The sequence below is a fragment of the Pedobacter psychrodurus genome, assembly GCF_004331735.1.
GTDB classification, from domain to species: Bacteria; Bacteroidota; Bacteroidia; order Sphingobacteriales; family Sphingobacteriaceae; genus Pedobacter; species Pedobacter psychrodurus.
The window spans coordinates 57,843-80,815 of sequence record NZ_SJSO01000012.1 but is presented as its reverse complement, the minus strand read 5'-3'; the positions used below and the strand labels follow the sequence as shown (position 1 = coordinate 80,815).

The window sequence follows — 22,973 nt, the reverse complement described above, 5'->3', positions numbered from 1 at the left end:
ACACGATAGGATTCATTGAGATGCTCAACGTGACAAAATCTGAGGAGAAATTGTCTTTATGATACAGGCTCTTTTTTTGCTTTGAATTAATCAGGTAGTTTTTAACTGGGTATAATGTTTAATAAACCAGGTTAATGCCGGGTTTTTATTCGATTCTTTATAGGCCAATACCACCTCTGTATTAACAGGAATAGCGTCAAATTCAATAAAAGATACTTTCAACTGTGTATATTGCTCTTTTAACGACAGTGGTAAAATAGACACGCCCAATCCAGCCTCTACTAATTGTAATATGGAATGTACATTGTTGGCCTCGTGGGTAATGTCTGGATTAAAGCCCATTCTCTGGCAAATCTCCATAAGTTTCTGGTTATACTGAGGTGCAAAATCTTTATTAAAGAATATAAATGGACTTTTCTTCAAAAAATCGGCAAGTTCGTGCTGACCATCAATTTTCAGATCTGTTAAAGGAATAACCACCACAAAGGGATCAAAAAACAAAGATTCTACTTTCAATTTTTCCGATAAAACCGGCGCCCTTAAAATCCCTACATCTAAGCCACCATGTTCTAACGCTTTAATTTGAGTAAGTGTAGGTACTTCGAACAAACTCGTTTTCAGGTAAGGAAATTCCTGGTGCATCATTTTTAAAATTTCTGCCAGGTGTGATTGATAAACCGAACTGATATAGCCAATCTTTAATTCGCCGCTAACTCCTCCGTGAATTTTACGAACAATTTCTTTGCTTTCTTCCAGTTTGGCAAACATGGCATCTACTTCAGTCTTAAAATACTTGCCGGCATTTGTTAGCGCAACCCGCTTATTGCTCCGAGTAAACAGCTGTACACCGAGTTCTTCTTCAAGTTCTTTAATCTGCCGGCTCAAAGGAGGTTGCGAGATAAAAAGTTTGGTTGCTGCTTTGGTAAAGTGAAGTTCTTCTGCAACCGTTTTAAAATACAACAGGTGTCTAAGTTCCATATCTATAATACCTATTAAGTATTGTTTTATGCTAAAATTGATATTTTACAAATATGATTAACAGCACTAACTTTACAAAAAAAATAAAGCAATGAATAAAGATTATTCGCAGAAAGCAACAAATGAAGAAATCAAAACAAGGTTTGATAACGATGTAGAACGTTTCTCGAACTTAGAAAGCGGTCAACAAACCACCATCGATGCGCCACTAACCATGGAGCTTTGCACCGGAGCAGCCAAATACATTAATCCAAATGCGAAAGAACTGTTGGATATTGGATGTGGTGCGGGCAATTACACGTTAAAAATGCTCAGCAAGATTCCAGATCTTAACTGCACCCTTAACGACTTGAGTTTACCAATGCTAGAACGTGCAAGAGATAGAGTATCGGCACAAACCACTGGAAAAATAACGGTTGTACAGGATGATATGCGTAACCTTAATTTACCCGATAATCATTTCGATATTGTACTTGCTGCTGCAACATTTCATCACTTGCGTACAGATGCCGATTGGGAATTGGTTTTTACTAAAGTTTACCAGGCTTTAAAACCTGGAGGCAGTATCTGGATTTCGGATCTCATTGCACACGATTCGCCATTGATCGATAACCTTTTTCAAGATCAATACGGGGCCTACCTTGAAACACTTGGTGGTGAAGGATATAAACAAAAGGTATTTGATTATATTGAATATGAAGATACCCCGCGTTCTTTAAACTATCAACTGGCTTTGTTGCAAAAAGTTGGGTTTCGCGTTACTGAGATCCTGCACAAAAACTCTTATTTTGCAGCATTTGGTGCCATAAAATAAAAAGATTATGCCAGGTGATATTGCAATTATTACCTGGCATAATTCTCTGCTACACTTTACAGCATAGATTTGATAATTCTATTTTCAGCAAAAAATTGTCTTGTTTTTAGAAATGATCTATTTGACCATTTACCGAATTACTCGTAGCTAGGCTTAAAACCTTTATTTAGTTCTACTAATTCGTCTTTATTGATCAGATTGGGATCTTCGAACTGTCGCTTTAAAAAGTTAAGCGGAACTTTTACTGTGCCGTTTGTGGTACGCAGTATATAAACGCCTTCATTTGCGGTTGAGGATACACAATGACCGATTTCGGGTTCAATTTCAGATAAGCGGATCAGCAGTTCGTAATAGATGTAGAGTGGGAAATTCACGGTGCAAAGTTAACACAATAAAAAGCCACTATTTAATTATTGTTATATTAACATTAACCAATTTTATAATCATAACTTAACAAAGAGCACCATTTCTTTTGAGGCTATAAGCGATAGACAAATCCACTTTGAAAATTAATCCCGAGTTAACAATAGTAGTTTTAAGTTTGCTAATAAATCCGGAAAGGCGATGACAAACACCATAACCTACTTAAAAAGAATAACTTATTATAGTATTTATCTTATCATCCTGTTTTCAACCATCCTGTCATCCTGCAAAAAGGGCAATAAAAAACCCGATTATCCGGTAGGAAGCAATGAGAATATCAACACCTGGATACTCGATAGCCTTAAACGCTACTATTATTGGAATGAGCAATTGCCTGCCGATCCTAAGATCAGTTTATCGCCAAAAGAGTTTTTTAATTCCATCCGCAATTCATCCGATCGTTTTTCATATATCAGTATTCCTAATGACCCAACCACCGCAACATCAAGCAACAGAAATTTTGGCTTTGATTATGTAACCGTTAGCGACCAAAACAGCGCAAAGGTTATCGGGATCATTAAAGTTGTTTTAAAAGATTCTCCGGCTTCGAGGGCTGGTTTAAAACGTGGAGATTACATTAGTAAAATTAACGGCAAAACATTAACCGTTGCTAATGCACAGACTTTACAAAACGAAATCTTAAACAGCGACCGCTTTTCGTTAGGTTTAGCCGAGCTGAATAACAATACCTGGACAGATACTCGAACTGTTGAGCTGAGTAAAGGTGTAATACTCGACCAACGAGAGATTAGCAAGGTTATAGAAAGCGATGGAAAAAAAATCGGCTACCTCTATTTTCTCGATTTCAATGGTGGTTTGGCCAGTTCACTCACTCCTGTTTTCAGTAATTTTAAAGCAGAAGGCATATCCGAACTTATCCTCGATCTCCGCTATAACGCTGGTGGTCAGGTAGCAGAAGCAGCTGGCATATGTGCCATGATTGCTAAAAATATATCTTTCGACAAACCTTTCATCATCTACAGAGGCAATAAAAATGGAGGAGCCAGGACAGAATCTATTGGTACTGCAGCAACTTTCGATGGTACTGTAAATTTTAATACCCTCTTGCAACAAAACCTTGGCCTAAGCCGGGTTTATATTTTATCAACAGCTGCTACAGCGTCTGCCTCAGAAGTAATAATCAATAACCTCAAACCTTTTATTCAGGTGGTACTGATCGGCGAAAAAACTAGGGGAAAAGATGAAGCCTCGTTTAGGATATTTGATGCCAGAAGCCCAAAACAGGTAAGCTGGGAAATGCACCCGATTGTTTACAAACTCTTTAATGCCCAGGGAAATGGGGCATACAGTGCAGGGATAAACCCCGATATCGCAATTAATGAAATGAGTGTTTTACCATTGCTTCAACTAGGTGATCCTGCAGATCTGATGGTAAAAGCAGCAATCGCTGCGGCAACAGGTAAAGCCATCAAAACTTCTATAACCGTAAATAAAGCGGTTTCTGCAGGCTTTCGGGCTGATCGTATTTTAATGGATTCGAGGGCACAGTTTGCCCAGCAAAGCATTGTAAGCACTCACCGATAAAAGATGATAGAAAAGGTTTTCATTGTGTTAACATTAACTTTAAACGCGACCGCTAACTTGCCTCCCATAACCGCTACTTATGGAACAGTTGGAAGATTTTAAAAATGTAAGGCTCCTGAATGCAGTAAAAACTGGCGATTTAGCTGCTTTTAATGAAATTTACCATCAGTACAGAAAAAAAGTATATGGTTATGCCTACCATTTTACGCGAGGCAGAGAAGAAGCAGAAGAACTTTCTCAAGACGTTTTTGTAAGACTTTGGGAAAACAGGTCGAAGATAGATCCGGAAAAGAATTTCGATGCCTTCCTTTATACGCTTATCCGTAACAATTTCCTCACTACACTCCGTAAAAAAGCCAGAGAAAAAGCCTATAGCAACGAAAGCCTGAAGCATGAACAATCTTTTAATACCATCGAAGACGAACTTAATGCCAAAGAATCTAAACAGATTGCACAGGAAGCTATAGCAACCCTTTCTCCACAGGTGAAAAAAATATACCTGATGAGCAGGAATGACCACCATACACATGAAGAAATATCTCAGTTGATGGGCATCTCCAAAAACACGGTAAACAATCATCTCAAAAAATCGCTTGGAATTATGCGGAAATACTTTAGAACATATTCTCCAGAAACGATCATATCTTTTGTATTGGTGATGTTTTGCTAAGCGGTTGGCATGGAGTGTTAATATAAGCGCCCTCTCCTATTTTTCATTTTCCATCTTACTTCTTCCATCATTAAGAAGTAAAGGACATTAAGGTTTTTCTAGTGCAGTCCAAGCGGCACGTCCTCCTGAACTTGTTTCAGGATCTATCCTGTAGTAAACAAGTGGAGAAAAGGAAATTTAGATTTTATCATTAACTCTCTAACTGGTCTCTCCTGGTTATTTAATTCCCTCATCCATCTTACATCTTCCATTATTTCATCATTAAGAAATTAAGTACATTAAGACTTATCTAGCGCAATTCCAGCGGTCGTCATCCTGAACTTGTTTCAGAATCTATCCTGTAGTAAACAAGTAGAGAAAAGGAAATTTAGATTTTATCGTTAACTCTCTAACTGGTCTCTCCTGGTTATTTAATTCCCTCATCCATCTTCCATCTTCCATTATTTCATCATTAAGAAATTAAGGACATTAAGGTTTTTCTAGTGCAATCCCAACGGCCGTCCTCCTGAACTTGTTTCAGGATCTATCCTGTAGTAAACAAGTGGAGAAAAGGAAATTTAGATTTTATCATTAACTCTCTAACTGGTCTCTCCTGATTATTTAATTCCCTCATCCATCTTACATCTTCCATTATTTCATCATTAAGAAATTAAGTACATTAAGACTTATCTAGCGCAATCCCAGCGATCGTCCTCCTGAACTTGTTTCAGGATCTATCCTGACAGTAAGATCCTTAAATAAATTGATTATTAGTCATTGTATTGGCCAATTCTTCAACTTTCAAAAAAAAATTCATTTCCTATAGCTGTATCTGGAGTTTCGCGCATATATACAGTAGCGCGCAGCATAAAAGCTTACAAACATTAAAGTGAAAGAAAACATTAAAATATTATTTGAACATTACTTAGCAGGTAAAACCGATCCGGAGCAAGAAAAAATCCTGATGGAATACCTGGCCGATCCAGCAAATGCCGATAGTGAATTTCACGGTGTAATGGAAAAGGCGTGGACAAAACAAACTCGAGAAACCGATTACTCATTAGCCGCTGTTCAAGGGCTGGCACAGGTATGGGATAAAGTTGAGGAACGCCAACCAAAAAGCCGATTACTCTTCCCACTATTAAAATATGCCGCAGCAATTGTGGTCATCATTTCAGGGGCACTTGGCTGGTATGCATACAAGAAAGCACAGCAACCAGTACAAACAGCCATTGCCTTTTTAAGTAAAACCACTCAAAAAGGTGAAAAAGTAAAGTTGATTTTGCCTGATAGTTCAATCGTATACCTGGGTGCCGGAAGTAAGCTTACCTGGCCATCACATTTTGTAAAAGGCAGTTTAAGAAATATACAACTTGATGGAGAAGCTTTTTTTGAAGTAAAGCGCGATACCACCAGCCCCTTTATTGTACATAGCGGGCAGATGCAGACCAGGGTTTTGGGTACCTCTTTCAACATTTACGCCTACCCTAAAGATGGTACATTTAGTGTGGCGGTACGCACAGGAAAAGTAAAAGTTTCCGAGAGCAGTGGAGGAAAAGTAAAAGACTTATCGCTACTAACGCCCGGCATGAAATTGCTCTACCATATTAAAGCACGAGACTATAATATACATACCGAAAATATAACAGAAGTAAATGCATGGATCAAAAACAGCTTTGTATTTAAAGATGTAAGCCTTCCAAATATGCTCAGATCATTGGAAAGATATTACAATGTACGCATTGAATTAAAGAGTAGTAAACTTACCCAATGCAGGTTTAACGCCACCTTTTCGAACAAAAGCATTAGCCATGTAATGGAAGAGCTCAGGATTATGAGCGGAAAACACATGGAATACAAAATAGATACAACCACTAAAACAATTACCGTATGGGGGGAGGGCTGCCAATGATAGGTTAGCTATACTTTATGGCGCAGCAGGAATGCGCAACATTACCGGATTTATACCTATGAAAAATAAATTAAACCTCTTAACACAAACATGGAGCCGGATTGCTCGAACAATCCAGCTCCTAAACAAAAGTTTTTAACCCGTGAGAATTAGAAAACATCTTGAACCTATGAAAATAGGATTTTATGAATATATAAAAGAATATATTATCAATTTGGATTACCGGCCAATGGTGGCCATGTTAGTGCTATGTATCTTTTTGTTTAATCAGGGAGTAGCCAGAGGCTTCGCACAAACACCTAGAGAAAGCAACCTGAGCATTAAAATAGCAGAAAAGAGTATCCCTGATGCACTTTCACTACTTGAAGAAAAAGCAGGCTTTTCAATTAACTACAATAAATCGATTTTTAGCCAGAATAGCCGGATAAGCCTCGAAGTAAAAAATATGCCGATTGAATTTATCCTCAGAAAAATTCTTAGCGGAACAAGAGTAGCCTATAAATTTGCTGAAAGTAATACCATATTGCTTTACAAATTACCAGATCCTGTAAAACCTGGCCGGATATCGGGAAAAATATTCGACGAAAAAGGAGAAACCCTTCCTGGCGCATCCATTAAGGTTATCGAAACGGGTAAAGCCACTCAAACCGCCAGCGACGGTAGCTATAGTTTAAGTGTAGAACCAGGCACCTACACTGTAGAGGTTAGCTATATTTCTTTTGTTACCCAGCGTATCAGCGAAGTAAATGTAAAGACTGATAAAAATACACCATTAGACATTTCGTTAAAACCTGATGCAAAAGGACTACAGGATGTTGTGGTAACAGCCAGTTACAAAAAAGCATCAGTTGAAGGTTTATTGGCCCGTCAGAAAAATGCCTCCGAAATCAGCAATGGGATCAGTGCAGAACAAATTGCCAGAACACCTGATAAAAATATAGGTGAAAGTTTAAAAAGAATTAGTGGGGTAAGCTCAATAGATAATAAACTGGTATTGGTACGTGGTATTGGCGAACGTTACAATACCGCCCAGTTAGATGGGATTACCCTGCCAAGCACCGAAGCCCAAACCCGCAATTTCTCTTTCGATCTCATCCCTTCCAGCCTGGTTGATAATGTAGTTGTCAGCAAAACAGTTACCCCTGATATGAACAGCAGTTTTGGTGGTGGATTGATCCAGATTAACACTAAAGATATCCCAACAGAAAATTTCATGAGTTTTACAGCGGGTACAGCTTACAATGACCAAAGTACAGGTAAAGACTTTTTAAGTCATCAACGGGGTAAAAACGATTACCTCGGTTTTGATGATGGCAGGAGAAAATTCCCTACCGACTTACAGCATACCGACCGTACCATTGTTCCCAATAATACGCTTACAGATGAACAATACAAACAAAAGCTGATTGCTCAGAGCCAAAAGTTTACAAACGATAATTTCACGATGTATCAATATAAAACTGCCCCATCGCAAAATTATCAGTTTACTATCGGCAGATTGATAGGTATTGATACCAACAATAACAAAAAACTGGGTTTTACCGCATCTTTAAATTATCGCAACAACCAGAACATCAATACAATTGAACAGCAAACCAGAAGCGATTGGAACCCCAATACAACCAACACTGGTGCCAGATACATGTTTAATACTACCCTTGCAGCAATGATCAATGTGGGTTTACAATTGGATAAAAACAGGTTCAGTTTCCGCAATACCTATACGCATATTTACAACAACGATCTTGTTCGAACCATTGGCTATGACAGTGATGAAGGTGGAAATTTCTTTGCTGCAGGCTTAAAGCCCAACAGGATTGTAGAAGCAGATGACCCTACTTATACAGATCTGTTACAGAACAAATTGAACGGTCAGCACCAGGTTGGAAAAGTAAAGTTAGAATGGAATTTATCCAGAACATCTATAGACAGGAAAGAGAAGGACCTTGGTATTGCCACACAAAACTTAAGAAAAGCAGGTAATGATTACGAATACTTTTACGCATCGAGTGCACAAACCGAAGGTTATATCAAACCCACTTCACGCCATAACTACAGTAATAATGAACATCATTTTTCGTGGAATGGAGATGCCAGCATACCATTTAAAACCGGGCCATTAAATAACAGTTTCAAAACAGGCTATTTTGGCATACGTAAAGAAGGATCATTAAACTGGCAAATTGCATCACTGGTTCAAAGCCCAACAATAGCCGATAGTTTAAGGTATATCCCGATTGCCCAAATGATTGATCCAGCTAAAATTGGCAATAATGGCTATAACTACTATATCAATAACTATTTCTTAAACGGCTATAAAGGAAAGAGCATTACACAAGCTGGCTATATGATGCTGGATAACCGCCTTGCCGAAAAACTACGTCTGGTTTGGGGCGTTAGAGCCGAGTATTATAAATATACAGAACTGCGTAACGACATTAATGTAAGGGGAGGAAGTTCTTTTGCGTTGCCATACGAAAAGAAATGGAGATGGTTACCATCGGCCAACCTTACCTATAGTCCAACCAAACAGATTAATATCAGGGCTGCTTTTTCTAACACAACCATTAGACCCGAATTAATGGATAACAGCCAGTTTTTCAGGTACGATCCTATGTTCGATGCACAGTTTGGTAACGAAGGTTTAGTGAGTACACAAATCAAAAATTACGACTTTAAGGTAGAATGGTTCCCTGGATTAGGCGAAATTATTTCTGCAAGTGCCTTTTATAAACGCTTTGATAAGCCTGTTGAAGTAACCTTTAGTCTTTCTAATGGTGGCGGTGGTTTTTATTATATCCTAAACTCCGACGAGGCGAAGGTTTATGGTTTAGAATTCGAGCTCAGAAAAAACCTTGGTTTTATTGCCAGCACTCCCCTATTATCGCGGTTTACGCTATATGGCAATTTAACGCTGCAAAAAGCCGATGTTGTAGGAACCTATAAAGCAACTGCGCCCGATGGTAGTCCAATAATTGTAAATGCCAAGGTAAAAAGAAATATGTATGGGCAATCTCCTTACCTCATTAATGCAGGTTTGCAGTATTTAGATGAATATTTTGGATTTAACATTGCCTATAATAAATCCGGACGTAAAACAACACTTGTTAGTGCTGAGCTTAACCGCATCGAATACGAAAACCCGAGAGACCAGATTGACGCCCAAGTGAGTTATAAGTTTTATAAAAACAGGTTCGAGGTAAAGGTAAATGCGGGCAACCTGCTTAATAAAGCATCGGTTATTTTTAGAAATACAGGAAGCTACGAGCGTAATCCCGATTACGTTCCTGGAACTGCCGATTACAGTAACTTCTCCCGTTTAAAACCAGGCTTTACAAACAAATTAGAAGACGGAGACCAAGTACTGTTCTCTCAAAAGTTTGGCCGTACATACAGTACTTCCATTACCTATAATTTTTAATGCTACCATGAAAAACAATATAAATAAGGTTACACCATTTAAAAAGAAAGGAGGAACAAAGTTTCCTGCATAGCCATAAAAAAAACGAAAGGTTGTACCAGAACCCTTCGTTTAAACCGATCATTTCTAGTGGAACGGCCAATCAGGATAAACCTGAAATATTTTAAAAAACCTACTGTTAAAAGCCAAGGGCAGCCAACAGATCTGCTTAGTTATCGATAAGAAATACTAAGATATAAAAAACATCCTATTTAGTGATATATAGGCTTTTATTTCCATAAAAAAAGAAGGAATTATCTGTCCCTACCCCTAAATAACCAAAAAATCAACCTAAAAAACATGGATCCTACCTATAAGATCCTATGAAAAACAAAAAAACGAAAATGAAAAATTTCAAAAATTTAATCGGTCTTTTATCAATTGTTGCTGTTTCTTTTACAGCTTGTAAAAAAAATGAAGGTGGATCAGCTTCATTCAACAACCGCAGCACTTCAGCAGCAGATTATTCACAATCATCATTACCGGTTGTAGCCGTTAGCGGAGACATTACCAGCTCTGTTACCTGGACAGCAGGAAACGTTTATGAATTAAGCGGTATAGTAACCGTTAGAAACGGTGCTACTTTAACCATCCAACCAGGTACTTATATTAAAGCATCAGTTAATACCCCTGGTGTACAAAATGGTGTATTGGTTATAGCAAAAGATGGTAGCATCAATGCTGTTGGTACAGCTGCTGATCCAATTGTATTCACCAGCCGTTACCTTTTAGATGGTGATGCCAGCACAACAGGTAAACCTGGTGATTTTGGTGGTACAATTATTTTAGGTAATGCAACGATCAACGTTGGTGATAAACTGATTGAAGGTTTAGCAAACGAATCTAAATTCCATTACGGAGGTTCTAACGATGCCGATAACCGTGGTACTTTCCAATATGTACGTATTGAGTATGCTGGTTTCCAGTTGGCTCCAAACATTGAGGTTAACGGTTTAACTTTAGGTGGTGTAGGTAGTGGTACTACTATCGATCACGTACAGGTTTCTTACGGCCTTGATGATGGATTTGAATTTTTTGGTGGTACAGTTAGCGCAAGTAATTTAATTGCTTTAGCTTCTGATGATGATCAATTTGATTTCGACAATGGTTTTACAGGTACATTAAGTGATGCAGTAGCCATTGCAGATAAAAATGCTACACACAGTACAAGTGGTGGTAACAGCGATTCAAACGGTATCGAATCTGATAACAATGCACCTGCAGAAGATGCTACATTTAGCCTAACCCCTAAAACACACCCAACTTTAATTAACGTAAGTATATTCGGAACTGAAAATCCTTCAGGTATTTCCGGTTTAGGTTACCGTAACGGTATCCGCGAGCGTAGAGGTTCGGAAGTTGATTTGATCGATGTAATTGTTTCTGGTTACAACACAGGTATCGCATTTGATGCAGATGCTCCAGCCGGTGTTTCAAGCATCAGTACTACATCTGTTCATGGTTTCAACAACGCTATTACTACAGCATCTGGCACTTATGTTGATGGTGGTGGTAACTCATTAGTCGTTAACCCAACCAACGCAAGTTATTTTGGTGTAAGCCAACCATGGTACAACACGCCAGGTTCTCCAGCTACGGTTACTTTACCAACCTGGTCAGCTGGCTGGTCTAAACTTGTATTCTAATTTTTTTCTCTCTTAACACAAAGAGGCTATACCTTAGGGTATGGTCTCTTTATTATAAAAACAGGCAACTGTTTTTAAATGTAATGACACTTTATATGAAACTAAAAATTTTTACGCTTTTCTTTCTTTCTTCTCTTGCAGTCTTAAGTTTATCATGTCGCAAAGCAGAACTCCTACAGCCAGAACCAGTTAAAATTATCCAACTAAGCATTAGTGGGACAACCAGTGTTGAGCTCGAATACCTATATAAAGACAGTATAATAGCTACTCCGCCCGCAGGTGGCATCAGTTTAAAAACCTTGCTTGCCATAAAAGACCAGAATGCCGTTTTAAAGATCAGAAAAAAGGGTACTTCCGAAATATTGCTTACCAGAACCATTATGGCTACTCCATTCGATCAGAATATTAGCCTGTTTTATGATGGGACCAAAATATATAACAATGCCATTTCATTAAGACTTAAAGGCTATGCACTATCTGGCGAACTCGAATTCCTGTTGGATGGGACTGTATTTTCTTCAGGTAATGGCGCCATAGATAAATTATCTTCCGTCCTGATCGATAAAGGTACCACAAGAGAAATAACAGTCCGCAAAAAAGGAGAAACTGCTATTCTCCTAACTAAGACAATCGAATCGGCCACGGCACAGCAAAATATAGGCTTCTTTTTTGATGGCATTAAAATAGTCGATAATGTAAAAGTTGATCCCCCTGTTAATCCTGCTAACATGATGCTGACGGCTAAATTTGAAACTACATTTCCAAATCAATTTAAAAATGTTGATGTAGACCTTGTTTTCTATACCAGGCTTAAAACGGCATCGAATACAACTGCCGGAACAAAAGTAACACCCGAGCTTAGATTTACCTTACCTAACAATGGGTCTTTTAATTCGATAGAACTACCTCCTTTACCAGGGGCAAATTATATTTACAGTTTTGATATTGTTGAAAAAGGAACCAATACCGAGCCTTATACCTCTGGTACTCCTTTAGTGCTTAATGGTTATACGCTAAAGCCTAATGAGGGTAGAATCACTGCAGCCTTTGCTGAAAACGGGATAAATTTTGAGGCAGGAAAATCAAAATTATTTGTAATTGCAGATGCCAGAACAGCCGTTACCACGCCAACCAGATCTATTTATGTATCTGGTGGAAGATTAACAGATCTTTCTCAATATTTTCAATAGGATTTGTATTTATTCTACAGAAAATGGGGGAAACCAAAGCTAGCTGCAATTGGTAATCCCCCTTTTTGTTAAAAACAACTGCGCACTTTAACGTATTGATAACAATCATTTAACTTACAACACGATTTAAATCAGCTACTTATTCATTTATTTGAATAGTGCAGATACCGTTATCTGCTATGGATTTCCAAACTGATTTTATGCCATCGTTCTGCAACATTATCCCTTTTCTGGGAAACACCGATTTAAGTACTCCTCTTGTCATCATTTTTATAGTCTGCCTACTTGCCGTTGTCGGTTTCGAATTTGTTAACGGGTTCCACGATACAGCCAATGCAGTAGCTACAGTGATTTATACCAAAGCACTTAAACCTGTTATCGCTATTCCCTGGTCAGGATTCTGGAATTTTATGGGTGTATTTACCGGTGGCATTGCCGTAGCCATGGGTATTTTAAAACTTGTTCCCTTAGATGCTTTGATGAGTCTTCCTATTGGCGTTGGGGCTGCTATGGTATTGGCTGTTTTACTGGCCTCTATTGCATGGAACCTGGGCACCTGGTACTTGGGTATCCCCTGTTCGAGTTCGCACACCATGATTGGTGCTATGATAGGTGCTGGTTTGGCATTTACCTGGTACTACGGAGGCAAAGGCGTAAACTGGGGTAAAGCCGAAGAAATTGGCTTATCGTTAATTCTATCGCCCATTATTGGCTTTGGCTTAGCCGTTTTGCTGATGTACTTTTTAAAACATATTGTGAAGTACCATGCACTTTTCCACATCCCGCATGGTGAAAACGACCGTCCTCCTTTACTCATCAGGGGCTTACTCATCACCACTTGTACATTAGTTAGCTTTTTTCATGGCAGTAACGACGGACAAAAAGGTGTTGGCTTGCTCATGTTGATCCTGATTGCTTTTTTGCCGGCAAAATTTGCTGTAAATCACCATATCCCGAATGATAAAGTACTTTTCCAACTGAACCAAACCGAACAGCTGCTTCAAAAAACAGCAGCACTTAATCAGGGCAAAAGATTGGATATCACCACGCTGGTAACTAAAATAGACAAGGCTAAATTTCACCTGTCGCTAAAAAATGAAACAGATAAAAAAAACACCTATCTTTTCCGTAAGCAGATAGAAGACGTAATTGCTTCGGTAAAAGTAGTAAGGGCAGATAAAACACTGATCATTCATAAAGCCGACGATCAGCTCCTGGCAGATAATACTACCGAATTAGCGAAAGTGGTTGAGTTTGCACCTTTATGGGTTGTACTTTTAATTTCCATTTCACTGGGGCTTGGCACCATGATTGGTTGGAAACGGATAGTGGTTACCATTGGTGAGAAGATTGGAAATGAACATTTAAATTATGCTCAGGGTGCAACTTCAGAAATTGTAGCCGCATCTACCATCGGTTTGAGTACAGCCTTCGGATTACCGGTAAGTACCACACACGTACTATCAAGCGGGATAGCTGGTGCCATGGTGGCTTCTGGTGGAAGAAAAAACCTGAACAATAACACGCTTAAAAATATTGGATTGGCCTGGGTGCTTACCTTACCGGTATCAATTGTATTGGCTATTTTGTTATTCATGCTTTTTCATTTGTTTATCTAACCGTTTCAAATCATCCTATTATCCTTCAAAAAATGAAACAGATACTTGTAGCAACAGATTTTTCGAGAAGTGCAGGAAATGCCATGGCTTACGCTTTGGCCATGGCAAAAACACTAAAAATGGAAGTTGTGGCCATCCATGCCATCCACCCTACCGAAGGGATAAACAACAGTACTTATAATGCCATTTTTATCGAATCTTATTACGAAAACAAAAGAACTGCCTTAAAAGAATGGGGCGAAAACATTAAGATAAGAGAAAACCACACCAATGTTAAACTAGAAACCATATGTGATGTTGGTTTTTTAAGGGCAGTAATTACTAATTATATCGAAAACAATCCAGTAGAACTTTTGGTAATGGGCATTACCGGGGCAACAGGCATTAGCGGTATTGTGGGTAGCAACGCCAGTATGGCGGTTACCAAAATGAGAATCCCAACGCTAATTGTTCCCTTAGAAAGTAGCTTTACAAATTTCCCCATCATTACGTTGGCCACCGACTATGAAACCGTTTTATCGCCTAAAGATATTACAGCACTGAGCGAACTTTTAAAAGCTTCGGGTACAAGAAAAATGCAAGTGCTTTATGTTGCTGAAAAATCGGATGAGGTACATATCCAAACTGGAGAAAAAAGGATCAGAGCGTTACTTCCCGATACAGAAATAGAATTTAACTACATTATAGATAGTAGTGCCCCAAACGGCATTATGGATTTCATTAAAAGTAACCATACCGATATACTTTGTTTAGTTAAACATCACCACAATATTATTTACCGGTTATTTACCAGTAGTACGGTTAATCAGGTACTGAATAAATCGGTAAAAGCAATCCTGGTGTTACACGAGTAGATTTTTATTGACTGATTTGATGTGATTTTCTTCCAAGTACCCAGCGGTTACGCATGCAACGGTAGCACCTATAGCGTTTTATAGGTAACCAGAATAACATGATTTTCATCATAAATGTCCGTGGAATTCTTTCCAAATCCGATTTATCACCCTTACCGCAAGGGCATACACCTTGAAAATGGTCGTTACTGGTTGATTCGATTGCAGCTGTCATGACACAAAAATTAAAAACTTATACCAACAATATGGATAACCAAAAGTATCGTGCTAATGTTAACATAAAATAACCTGTTGAATACTAAACAGGCTTAACATCTCTGTATCAAAAAAAATTCGCTGTTATTTCCTGATCTTTCTATAGAACCTGGCCATTTTTTTAGCATCTTTTTTAAATGTTTCCAGGTAATCTTCTATTTCTTTCTTCGATAATGTTTCGATTTTAGCTTTAACCGCCTGCTTAAAACTACCTATGGCAAGTAACTGGTTTTTACTATCGCGAAATTTCACATTCGGAAAAAGCTCTGTAGTATGACGTTTATTTCTTTCCCGGATTTCGCCCAGTTTAGTAAAAGTTTTTGAATTAGCATCGCTATTTAAATCTGTAAGCGAATCGTAATAATCATAGTCGCTAATATAAGTTATAACACTTAGGGTAACAATGTTCAAATCCATATTTACTTTTGTTTCAGTTAAATATAACAGTTTGTGTTTAAAATACACAGTGCTATATAAAATATGCAAATCAAATTAGCAATTTTTTAGACTATAAAATCTAAACCGATGTGATTTTTAGCCCATCAATTCATATAGATGAATCACATTATTTCATAGCTTTACTAGCAAACAAACAACATGATGAACTTAGTGATGTCAATTATTGGATGGTCTGGAGTAGCATTTTGTACCCTTGGATATCTTTTTTTAAGTATGAAATTAATCCGTGCCGATTCACTCTCCTTTCAGGCCCTCAACATATTAGGTGGTTTGTGCCTAGCTATAACCGCATTAAACACCCACGATCTACCAAATGCTGTAGCAAATGTGCTATGGATGTCTATTGGTTTATATGCTTTAAGCAGACAGTTTAGCAAACGGGAGCAGAAACAGCCTTAACAGATGATATGGAAAGGGCATCGTATGCCTTTTGTTTATAATAAGCCAAACGATCTAAATATGCTTTCTTATCACTTTCCATTGAAAGATAAAAATAAGCACCATCTACCAATACAAAAATAAAATCAGCAGTAACCTGAGGATTCTCAACATTCGTGATATGCTGTTCATTGCACTGTTCAATCATCAGCGCAAGACCATTGCGTAACGCATCTAAAATAAGTTTATACTTTAACTTGATCTTTTTTTCCCTAAATGCCAAAGCATAAAAGGTATAAAACAATCCGTCATCAAAAAGCAGGTTCCATTTTTTAGAAAACAGCATTTCAATAGTGCCTTGTATATCGGCTAAGGTTGCTTTCCCTTTGTTTTTTATGGTGTAGATTAGTAAATACCGATCGAGTATGTGGTCGATCAGTTCGTAAGTAAGCCCTTCTTTGGTTTCAAAATAGTGGATAATAAGGCTTGGGTTAATATCCATCACCTTCGCAATCTTGGCAATAGAGGTATTTTCGTAACCCTCTTTCTTTGCTACCTGGTAAAATACCTTAATAATTTCTAGTCGTCTTGTCTCTTTTAGGCTTTTGCGTCCCATCGTGCAGTTAATTTAATTAGGCAAACTAATCAAAAGTAGTTGTATTCTGCAAATTTATTTTCCTTAATAGATTGAATGAACATTCAATTAATATATTAATTTAGTCTTAACTTAACTTTAACATGATATGTTCAATTTAGCGCCGCTGAAAAGAACTTATTACTCCAAATCAAACAACTAAATATTAAGAAAAATGAAAAAAAAGCTACTTTGGATGTTCACACTGCTGATCCTATCCACTAGCGGCTTTGCTCAAGGGATCGCCATTAAAGGTGTGGTCTCTGATGCAAAGACGGGTGAAACGCTTCCTGCGGTAAACATTACCGTAAAAGGGACAAACTTACACATCGCTACCAACAGCAGCGGTATTTACACGTTAAGCAGTGTAAAACCTGATGCAACCCTTATTTTTTCCTACATTGGCTACAAGCAACAGGAAATTGCCGTTGGCGGCAGAACAAAAATCGACGTTTCTCTATCTCCAGACTTTGCCAACCTTGATGAAGTGGTGGTAGTTGGGTTTGGAACCAAGAAAAAAATCAATGTTGCCGGTGCAATTGATCAGATTTCTGGTAAACAGCTCGAATCGAGACCAGTAACTAACGTATTGCAGGGTTTACAGGGCATTAGCCCCGGGCTGAACATCACTTACGCTGGTGGTGCACCGGGCAGTGTACCTAACATTAACATCAGGGGCTATACTTCCATTAACGGGGGCTCACCATTAATTGTTATTGACGGTATTCCTGCTACCAGTAATGATGATATGTTACGCTTAACACCTTCTGATATCACTTCTTTTACGGTATTACGCGATGCGGCATCGGCAGCCATTTATGGAGCACGTGCCGCATTTGGTGTAATTTTGATTACCACTAAACAAGGCGTGGCAGGCAATAATGTAATTAGTTACAATACTTTCCAGTCTTGGGCTAAACCAACTTTACTCCCTAAGCCAGTCACCGATCCTTATATTTTTTCGAGGGTTTTAGAAACCTCTACCGATAATACCCCCTGGGATTATGTAAATTATAGCGATGAATATTACCGTTGGGCAAAAGAAAGATCAGATAATCCTTCCATAGCCGATACCCGATTGAACCCAACCGATCCTACCAAATGGGCTTATATGGGAAGTAACGATTGGTATAATTATTTTTTTAATAACTCAAGTTTATCTAAAAGCCATACCCTTACCTTCTCAGGTGGGGCTACCGTTAATGAAAAACCTTTAACCTATTATCTTTCTGCAGATTACACCAAAGATAACGGACTAAACAAACTTACCGCCGATTATTGGGATCGTTATGGTTTGAGATCAAAAGTGGGCTTTTCTCCGCTTTCATGGCTTAAAATCGATAATAACCTGAATATTTATCAAACCAAACGGGCACTTCCCAACGGAAATATTACCGATCTGTATTATCTGATGCCTACCGATGTAGCTAAAAACCCTGACGGTACCTGGGCAAATACCGCTGCTGGTAAATTGGCTGCAAAACTTGTTGATGGAGGAAATAACCTTCAGAATATGTTCGGTTTCCAGAATATTACCAGTGCTACAGCTTTGTTTTTAAAAGGCGATCTTCAGGTAAATGCTGATGCATCTTTTAAGCGCGAACTATGGAAAACACATAATGATAGCAAAAAATACAAAATCGGCTATGGTCCAAATGATATCCGCGAAGAGGGTGGAAACGGTTCGGTAACTGAAAACAATGGTTATTTATACAACAATACGTTTAATTTATACACCACCTATAAAAAAACCTTCGGTGATCATTTTTTCAGCGCAATGGTAGGTTTCAACAGTGAAGATTATAGTTATTCTGCTGTTAATGCGAGCAAAGATATCCTGATTTCTTCCTCATTACCTTACCTCTCACTTACCAGCGGAACAGCAACAGCTAGCGCAGGTTATTCCGCCTATGCCACCAATAGTGCATTTTCGAGATTAAATTACACATATAAAAACAGGTACATATTTGAGGCAACAGGACGGTATGATGGTTCTTCACGCTTTCCAATCAACAGACGCTGGGGATTTTTCCCTTCTGCTTCCGTGGCCTGGATAACAAGTGGCGAGGATTTCTTTAAATCATTATCACCAACAATATCTACCTTTAAACTCCGTTCTTCTTATGGCGATCTTGGAAATCAGGGAGCACTTGGAAACGACAACAATGCTAACTTTGGTTATATCCAATCACTTTCCACTGGGACTTCTGGTTATCTGATCGGGGGTAATGGCCAGAACCAGATCATTAATGGTGCCCCGGGACTAAATGTTGATCCTCAGACTTATACATGGGAAAGGGTATCGACCTTAAACATCGGTACCGATATCGGACTATTGAGCGATAAACTCTCTTTCACCTTCGATTATTATATCCGCGATACCAAAGGTATGCTTACTGCAGGACAGGAATTGCCAGGTGTGTTAGGCACCGGTGTACCACGTCAGAATTCAGCAGATCTTCGCACCAAGGGATGGGAGCTTTCGGTAACCTATAGAGACCGGTTTGATCTCGGTTCGAAACCTTTCAGCTTTGATGCTAAAATATTCCTGGCCGATTCTAAAGCCAAAATTACCAAGTTCAAGAATGACCAGAACCTATTTTCAAATTACCGCGAAGGACAGGTTCTTGGAGAAATATGGGGATTACAGAATGATGGCGTTTTTCGCAGTAAAGCAGAAATTGCCGCTTTAGATGAATCTGCACTTATTCCATGGGGTGCCCTTTCTATTGTTGAGGGATGGCCAAAATACGTAGATCTTGACGGAAATAAGAAAATAGAAAAAGGACTGAGTTCAAACGATCCAAAGGATTTAAAAATCATTGGAAACAGTTCTGACCGTTATACCATTGGTGCCAACCTGAATATGGATTGGAGTGGTTTCGATCTTTCAGTGTTTTTGCAAGGTGTACTAAAAAGAGACTTTTACCCTCATCACTATCTTTTCTGGGGGCCATATCAACAACCTTATGCTAACGTTTACCCTTGGAACCTTGATTTTTACCGTGGAGCAGCTGATTCGCCAGAACAAAGGGCTAAACACTCGGCTTCATATATCGCCGCCGGACTCGCTGATGCCAATACCGATTCACAATATCCAGTATTACAATCGTGGCTTGCCGATGCCAATTATGGATCGGGTTTAGATATTCCCCAAACTAAATATTTGCTAAATGGTGCTTACCTGAGGATCAAAAACGTATCACTTGGTTATACCCTACCAGTTAAATGGACCAAAAAGTTTCATCTAAACCGCCTTCGTGTATTTGTTACCGGAGAAAACCTATATGAGTTTTCTTCGATCAAGAAATTTATCGATCCAGAAGCGGTTAACCAGGGACCAAGCGCCTGGGCATATCCTTATCAACGCAGATATGCTTTCGGTTTAAACCTCGATTTTTAACCTAAGCCCTCACATTTAAATCATTTCAAAAATGAAAAAGTATATATATATCGTATTTATTGCAGCTGTGGGTATGCTCGCGGCCTGTAAAAAAGCTGGGCTGGACCGTTTTCCACAAACTTCCATCTCCCCTAACCTGTTCTTTAATACGGAAAGTGATCTTTCGCTTTACGTAAATGGCCTAATCTCTCAGCCAGACCGCAATACTTACCTTAATGATCAGAGTACCGATAACGTAGCCACCACCGCAGCAGTTGAGATAAAAAATGTTATGACTGGTAACACGAATGCCCAGAACATCACAACTGGCTGGAGCTGGAGCAGGTTAAGAAACATTAACTACTTTCTGGAGAATTACGGAAAAGCACAGGTTTCTGCTGCCGTTAAAAACCATTATGCAGGTTTGGCCAGGTATTACCGTGCCGAATTCTCTTTAGACAAAGTAAAGCGTTTCTCTGATGTACCATGGTATTCAGGCACATTGGAACCAGGTGACGAAGAACTATATAAAGCTCGTGATCCACGGACATTGATAGCCGACAGTATAATGGCAGATCTGGATTTTGCCTATAAAAATGTAAGGGAAAGTGTTCCGGTGGGTACCCCAGGAAAATGGGCAGTAGCCACGTTATATGCACGGGCAGCACTTTACGAGGGTACTTATCGCAAATACCATAATGAACTGAATTTAAGCAGCTCAGCAAATACTTTTTTAGAAACTGCAGCAAGAATTTCCGGGGAGATCATCGCTGGCAAAAAGTTTAACATTTACAATACCGGGAAACCGGAACAGGATTATGCAACACTTTTCTCCAGTCAGGATTTAACTGCCAATAACGAAGTGATTTTGGTTAACATCTTTGATCTGAGTAAGAGCAAAAGCCAGAATGTGAATTCGACTGTATTCGGCGATTATGAGCAGGCACCCGCTAAAGACCTATTACAAACGTACTTAATGAAAGATGGAAGTAGGTTTACAGACGTAGCCAATTACGCGCAACTGGGTTTTGTGGCAGAATTTAAAAACCGTGATCCACGCATGTCGCAAACCATAGTTTATCCAGGATGGATCAGAGTGCCCGATCCTACACCATATATTCAGCGCTTAAACAAAAACTTCACAGGCTATCACCAACTAAAAGGTTATGTAAACAGTACCGATAATGCGATCTTAAACGGCGTAGATTTTCCGGTATACCGTTATGCAGAAGTGTTGTTAACCTATGCTGAAGCTTTCGCCGAATTAGGCACATTAACTCAAGCTCAGCTCGATCAATCTGTAAACCTGCTTCGTAGAAGAGCTGGCTTGCCTGATCTTAACCTGGCAACGGCTAACGCCAATCCCGATCCTGCATTGCAATTGCAATATCCAAATGTTACCGCTAACGCAGGTATTATACTCGAAATTAGAAGGGAACGCAGGGTAGAATATGCATTCGAAAACATGAGATTTGACGACTTAATGCGTTGGAAAGTGGGCAAACTGCTCACCAAAAGCCCTGAAGGCATGTTTTTCGCTGGCTTGGGCAAATACGACCTTACTGGCGATGGTATTGATGATATCATTTTGATCGATAGAACGGCAACTATTCCGGGCGAAGACCAGAAGGAAAAGAACTCACTTGGCGTAAAACTTATTTATTACCGTGCAGGATTAATCGGGACTGATGCAACGGTTTACTTAAAGAATGGCAACACCGGAGGGAATATCGTAACAGAAAATGTGACCAGAAACTTTGAGGAACCAAAATTCTATTATCGCCCTATTCCACAGCAACAAGTAATCCTGAACCCTAAACTGAAACAAATTTTTGGTTGGTAATGATGGCAGAAATAAAAAGAAGGTCTTTATTAAAGGCCATAGGACTATCAGCAGGTGCTGCATTTTCAGGCACATTACCAGCATTGGCTTCAGAAACACTCCTAGAGAAACCAAAAGGTAAAAAACTAGTGCTTACTGTGCCGCATATTACCGATGTGCACATACGTGCAGGAGAAAATGCCCCTAAGCGATTTAAAGCATGTTTAAAACAGATTATCAGCAAACATAAAGTTGATTTCTTCTTAAACGGAGGAGATTCGATTAACGATGCTTCTTACGATAACGTAGTGCGTAACCAGGTAACCGAACAATGGACTATCTGGGATGACTGCATTAAAACAATTGATAGATACGAAATACACAGCTGTATTGGCAACCACGATACCTGGTGGAAAGCGCCTGCAAAAGATGATGAAATGTATGGGAAGAACTATGTGGTGAAACGGCTGAAAATTCCTAACCGTTATTATAGTTTCTCAAAAAAGAACTGGCATTTTATTATTCTTGACGGGAATAACAGTAAAATTTCGCTTGATGATGAGCAGTATAACTGGCTTGAGCAGGAATTAAAAAACCTTCCTGCTGCTACACCTACCCTGCTCATGTCGCATTATCCAATCCTGGGCACCACCCAGGTATTGGTTGGTGGCGGACACTCGGATTGTAAAAAACTGAAAGATCTTTTCTACAAACACCGCGATAAGGTAAAAATCTGCCTGAGCGGACACAACCATCTTTCCGATCAAACGGTTTACAATGGCGTTCGATACTGTTGTAATGGAGCCATGAGTGGTTTTTGGTGGGGCAAGGGCGATGCAGAATCGGCAGGCCCTGGCTATTACCTGGAAACCCCGCCTGGATATGCAATACTTAAAATGTACGATGACGGAACAGTTGAAAACGAATACTTTCCACACACTTTCTAATAAATA

The 22,973-nt window shown here is 39.0% G+C and carries 17 protein-coding genes; 13 read left to right on the top strand and 4 right to left on the bottom strand.

The genetic code is table 11. The annotated features are described in order from the left end of the window. Positions 1-90 precede the first annotated feature (90 nt). Positions 91-978: a LysR family transcriptional regulator gene (locus tag EZ456_RS15200; protein WP_131531519.1), complete on the bottom strand. Its 888-nt coding sequence runs from the start codon at positions 976-978 to the stop codon at positions 91-93. A gap of 91 nt (positions 979-1,069) precedes the next feature. Between EZ456_RS15200 and EZ456_RS15195 the strand changes: the two genes are divergently transcribed. Next, positions 1,070-1,792 carry a class I SAM-dependent methyltransferase gene (locus EZ456_RS15195; protein WP_131531517.1) on the top strand — a complete coding sequence of 241 codons (723 nt, stop codon included), beginning with the start codon at positions 1,070-1,072 and terminating at the stop codon, positions 1,790-1,792. Positions 1,793-1,929: 137 nt separating this feature from the next. On the opposite strand, the gene EZ456_RS15190 is transcribed toward EZ456_RS15195, so the two are convergent. Then, positions 1,930-2,166: a hypothetical protein gene (locus tag EZ456_RS15190; RefSeq protein ID WP_131531515.1), complete on the bottom strand. Its 237-nt coding sequence runs from the start codon at positions 2,164-2,166 to the stop codon at positions 1,930-1,932. Positions 2,167-2,356: 190 nt separating this feature from the next. On the opposite strand from EZ456_RS15190, the gene EZ456_RS15185 reads away from it, so the two are divergent. The 8 genes from EZ456_RS15185 to EZ456_RS15150 all read left to right on the top strand — a co-directional run bounded on the left by EZ456_RS15185 (position 2,357) and on the right by EZ456_RS15150 (position 15,090). Next, positions 2,357-3,760 (top strand): S41 family peptidase, encoded by a 1,404-nt coding sequence (locus EZ456_RS15185; protein WP_131531513.1) that lies wholly within the window; start codon positions 2,357-2,359, stop codon positions 3,758-3,760. 79 nt (positions 3,761-3,839) lie between these two features. After that, positions 3,840-4,430, top strand: a complete 591-nt coding sequence (locus EZ456_RS15180) for an RNA polymerase sigma-70 factor (protein ID WP_131531511.1) — start codon at positions 3,840-3,842, stop codon at positions 4,428-4,430. Between the two features lie 868 nt (positions 4,431-5,298). Next, positions 5,299-6,321 (top strand): FecR family protein, encoded by a 1,023-nt coding sequence (locus tag EZ456_RS15175; protein ID WP_131531509.1) that lies wholly within the window; start codon positions 5,299-5,301, stop codon positions 6,319-6,321. A gap of 169 nt (positions 6,322-6,490) precedes the next feature. Continuing rightward, positions 6,491-9,742 (top strand): TonB-dependent receptor, encoded by a 3,252-nt coding sequence (locus EZ456_RS15170; RefSeq protein ID WP_131531507.1) that lies wholly within the window; start codon positions 6,491-6,493, stop codon positions 9,740-9,742. A gap of 383 nt (positions 9,743-10,125) precedes the next feature. Then, positions 10,126-11,427 carry a hypothetical protein gene (locus EZ456_RS15165; protein WP_131531505.1) on the top strand — a complete coding sequence of 434 codons (1,302 nt, stop codon included), beginning with the start codon at positions 10,126-10,128 and terminating at the stop codon, positions 11,425-11,427. A gap of 95 nt (positions 11,428-11,522) precedes the next feature. Continuing rightward, positions 11,523-12,617 carry a hypothetical protein gene (locus EZ456_RS15160; RefSeq protein ID WP_131531502.1) on the top strand — a complete coding sequence of 365 codons (1,095 nt, stop codon included), beginning with the start codon at positions 11,523-11,525 and terminating at the stop codon, positions 12,615-12,617. A gap of 179 nt (positions 12,618-12,796) precedes the next feature. Beyond that, a complete protein-coding gene (locus EZ456_RS15155; RefSeq protein WP_225876554.1) occupies positions 12,797-14,236 on the top strand; it encodes an inorganic phosphate transporter in 1,440 nt (479 codons plus the stop codon). Positions 14,237-14,268: 32 nt separating this feature from the next. Continuing rightward, a complete protein-coding gene (locus EZ456_RS15150) occupies positions 14,269-15,090 on the top strand; it encodes a universal stress protein (RefSeq protein ID WP_131531500.1) in 822 nt (273 codons plus the stop codon). A 339-nt stretch (positions 15,091-15,429) separates the two neighbouring features. Here EZ456_RS15150 and EZ456_RS15145 read toward each other — a convergent pair whose 3' ends face one another. Beyond that, positions 15,430-15,762 carry a hypothetical protein gene (locus tag EZ456_RS15145; RefSeq protein ID WP_131531498.1) on the bottom strand — a complete coding sequence of 111 codons (333 nt, stop codon included), beginning with the start codon at positions 15,760-15,762 and terminating at the stop codon, positions 15,430-15,432. Between the two features lie 180 nt (positions 15,763-15,942). Here EZ456_RS15145 and EZ456_RS15140 point away from each other — a divergent pair, with 180 nt between their 5' ends. Then, positions 15,943-16,203 (top strand): CBU_0592 family membrane protein, encoded by a 261-nt coding sequence (locus tag EZ456_RS15140; RefSeq protein WP_131031238.1) that lies wholly within the window; start codon positions 15,943-15,945, stop codon positions 16,201-16,203. Here the strand turns inward: EZ456_RS15140 and EZ456_RS15135 are convergent. Then, positions 16,175-16,798, bottom strand: coding sequence for a TetR family transcriptional regulator (locus tag EZ456_RS15135; RefSeq protein WP_131531496.1), 624 nt, complete (start codon positions 16,796-16,798; stop codon positions 16,175-16,177). The two genes, EZ456_RS15140 and EZ456_RS15135, sit on opposite strands and share 29 nt — an antisense overlap. A 193-nt stretch (positions 16,799-16,991) precedes the next feature. Between EZ456_RS15135 and EZ456_RS15130 the strand changes: the two genes are divergently transcribed. From EZ456_RS15130 to EZ456_RS15120, 3 genes are read left to right on the top strand one after another with little or no spacing between them, the layout of a single operon-like run. After that, positions 16,992-20,219 (top strand): SusC/RagA family TonB-linked outer membrane protein, encoded by a 3,228-nt coding sequence (locus EZ456_RS15130; RefSeq protein ID WP_131531494.1) that lies wholly within the window; start codon positions 16,992-16,994, stop codon positions 20,217-20,219. Positions 20,220-20,250: 31 nt separating this feature from the next. Next, positions 20,251-22,041: a RagB/SusD family nutrient uptake outer membrane protein gene (locus EZ456_RS15125; protein WP_131531492.1), complete on the top strand. Its 1,791-nt coding sequence runs from the start codon at positions 20,251-20,253 to the stop codon at positions 22,039-22,041. Next, complete coding sequence (locus tag EZ456_RS15120; RefSeq protein ID WP_225876553.1) at positions 22,041-22,967, top strand: metallophosphoesterase family protein; 927 nt, start codon at positions 22,041-22,043, stop codon at positions 22,965-22,967. The genes EZ456_RS15125 and EZ456_RS15120 overlap by 1 nt, the downstream gene beginning before the upstream one ends. Positions 22,968-22,973: the final 6 nt, after the last annotated feature.

Bases quoted from the DNA above. Each gene is read 5' to 3' on its own strand.
- EZ456_RS15200 (WP_131531519.1), bottom strand. From the start codon at position 978: ATGGAACTTAGACACCTGTTGTATTTTAAAACGGTTGCAGAAGAACTT.
- EZ456_RS15195 (WP_131531517.1), top strand. From the start codon at position 1,070: ATGAATAAAGATTATTCGCAGAAAGCAACAAATGAAGAAATCAAAACA.
- EZ456_RS15185 (WP_131531513.1), top strand. From the start codon at position 2,357: ATGACAAACACCATAACCTACTTAAAAAGAATAACTTATTATAGTATT.
- EZ456_RS15180 (WP_131531511.1), top strand. From the start codon at position 3,840: ATGGAACAGTTGGAAGATTTTAAAAATGTAAGGCTCCTGAATGCAGTA.
- EZ456_RS15170 (WP_131531507.1), top strand. From the start codon at position 6,491: ATGAAAATAGGATTTTATGAATATATAAAAGAATATATTATCAATTTG.
- EZ456_RS15165 (WP_131531505.1), top strand. From the start codon at position 10,126: ATGAAAAATTTCAAAAATTTAATCGGTCTTTTATCAATTGTTGCTGTT.
- EZ456_RS15160 (WP_131531502.1), top strand. From the start codon at position 11,523: ATGAAACTAAAAATTTTTACGCTTTTCTTTCTTTCTTCTCTTGCAGTC.
- EZ456_RS15155 (WP_225876554.1), top strand. From the start codon at position 12,797: ATGGATTTCCAAACTGATTTTATGCCATCGTTCTGCAACATTATCCCT.
- EZ456_RS15150 (WP_131531500.1), top strand. From the start codon at position 14,269: ATGAAACAGATACTTGTAGCAACAGATTTTTCGAGAAGTGCAGGAAAT.
- EZ456_RS15145 (WP_131531498.1), bottom strand. From the start codon at position 15,762: ATGGATTTGAACATTGTTACCCTAAGTGTTATAACTTATATTAGCGAC.
- EZ456_RS15140 (WP_131031238.1), top strand. From the start codon at position 15,943: ATGATGAACTTAGTGATGTCAATTATTGGATGGTCTGGAGTAGCATTT.
- EZ456_RS15135 (WP_131531496.1), bottom strand. From the start codon at position 16,798: ATGGGACGCAAAAGCCTAAAAGAGACAAGACGACTAGAAATTATTAAG.
- EZ456_RS15130 (WP_131531494.1), top strand. From the start codon at position 16,992: ATGAAAAAAAAGCTACTTTGGATGTTCACACTGCTGATCCTATCCACT.
- EZ456_RS15125 (WP_131531492.1), top strand. From the start codon at position 20,251: ATGAAAAAGTATATATATATCGTATTTATTGCAGCTGTGGGTATGCTC.
- EZ456_RS15120 (WP_225876553.1), top strand. From the start codon at position 22,041: ATGATGGCAGAAATAAAAAGAAGGTCTTTATTAAAGGCCATAGGACTA.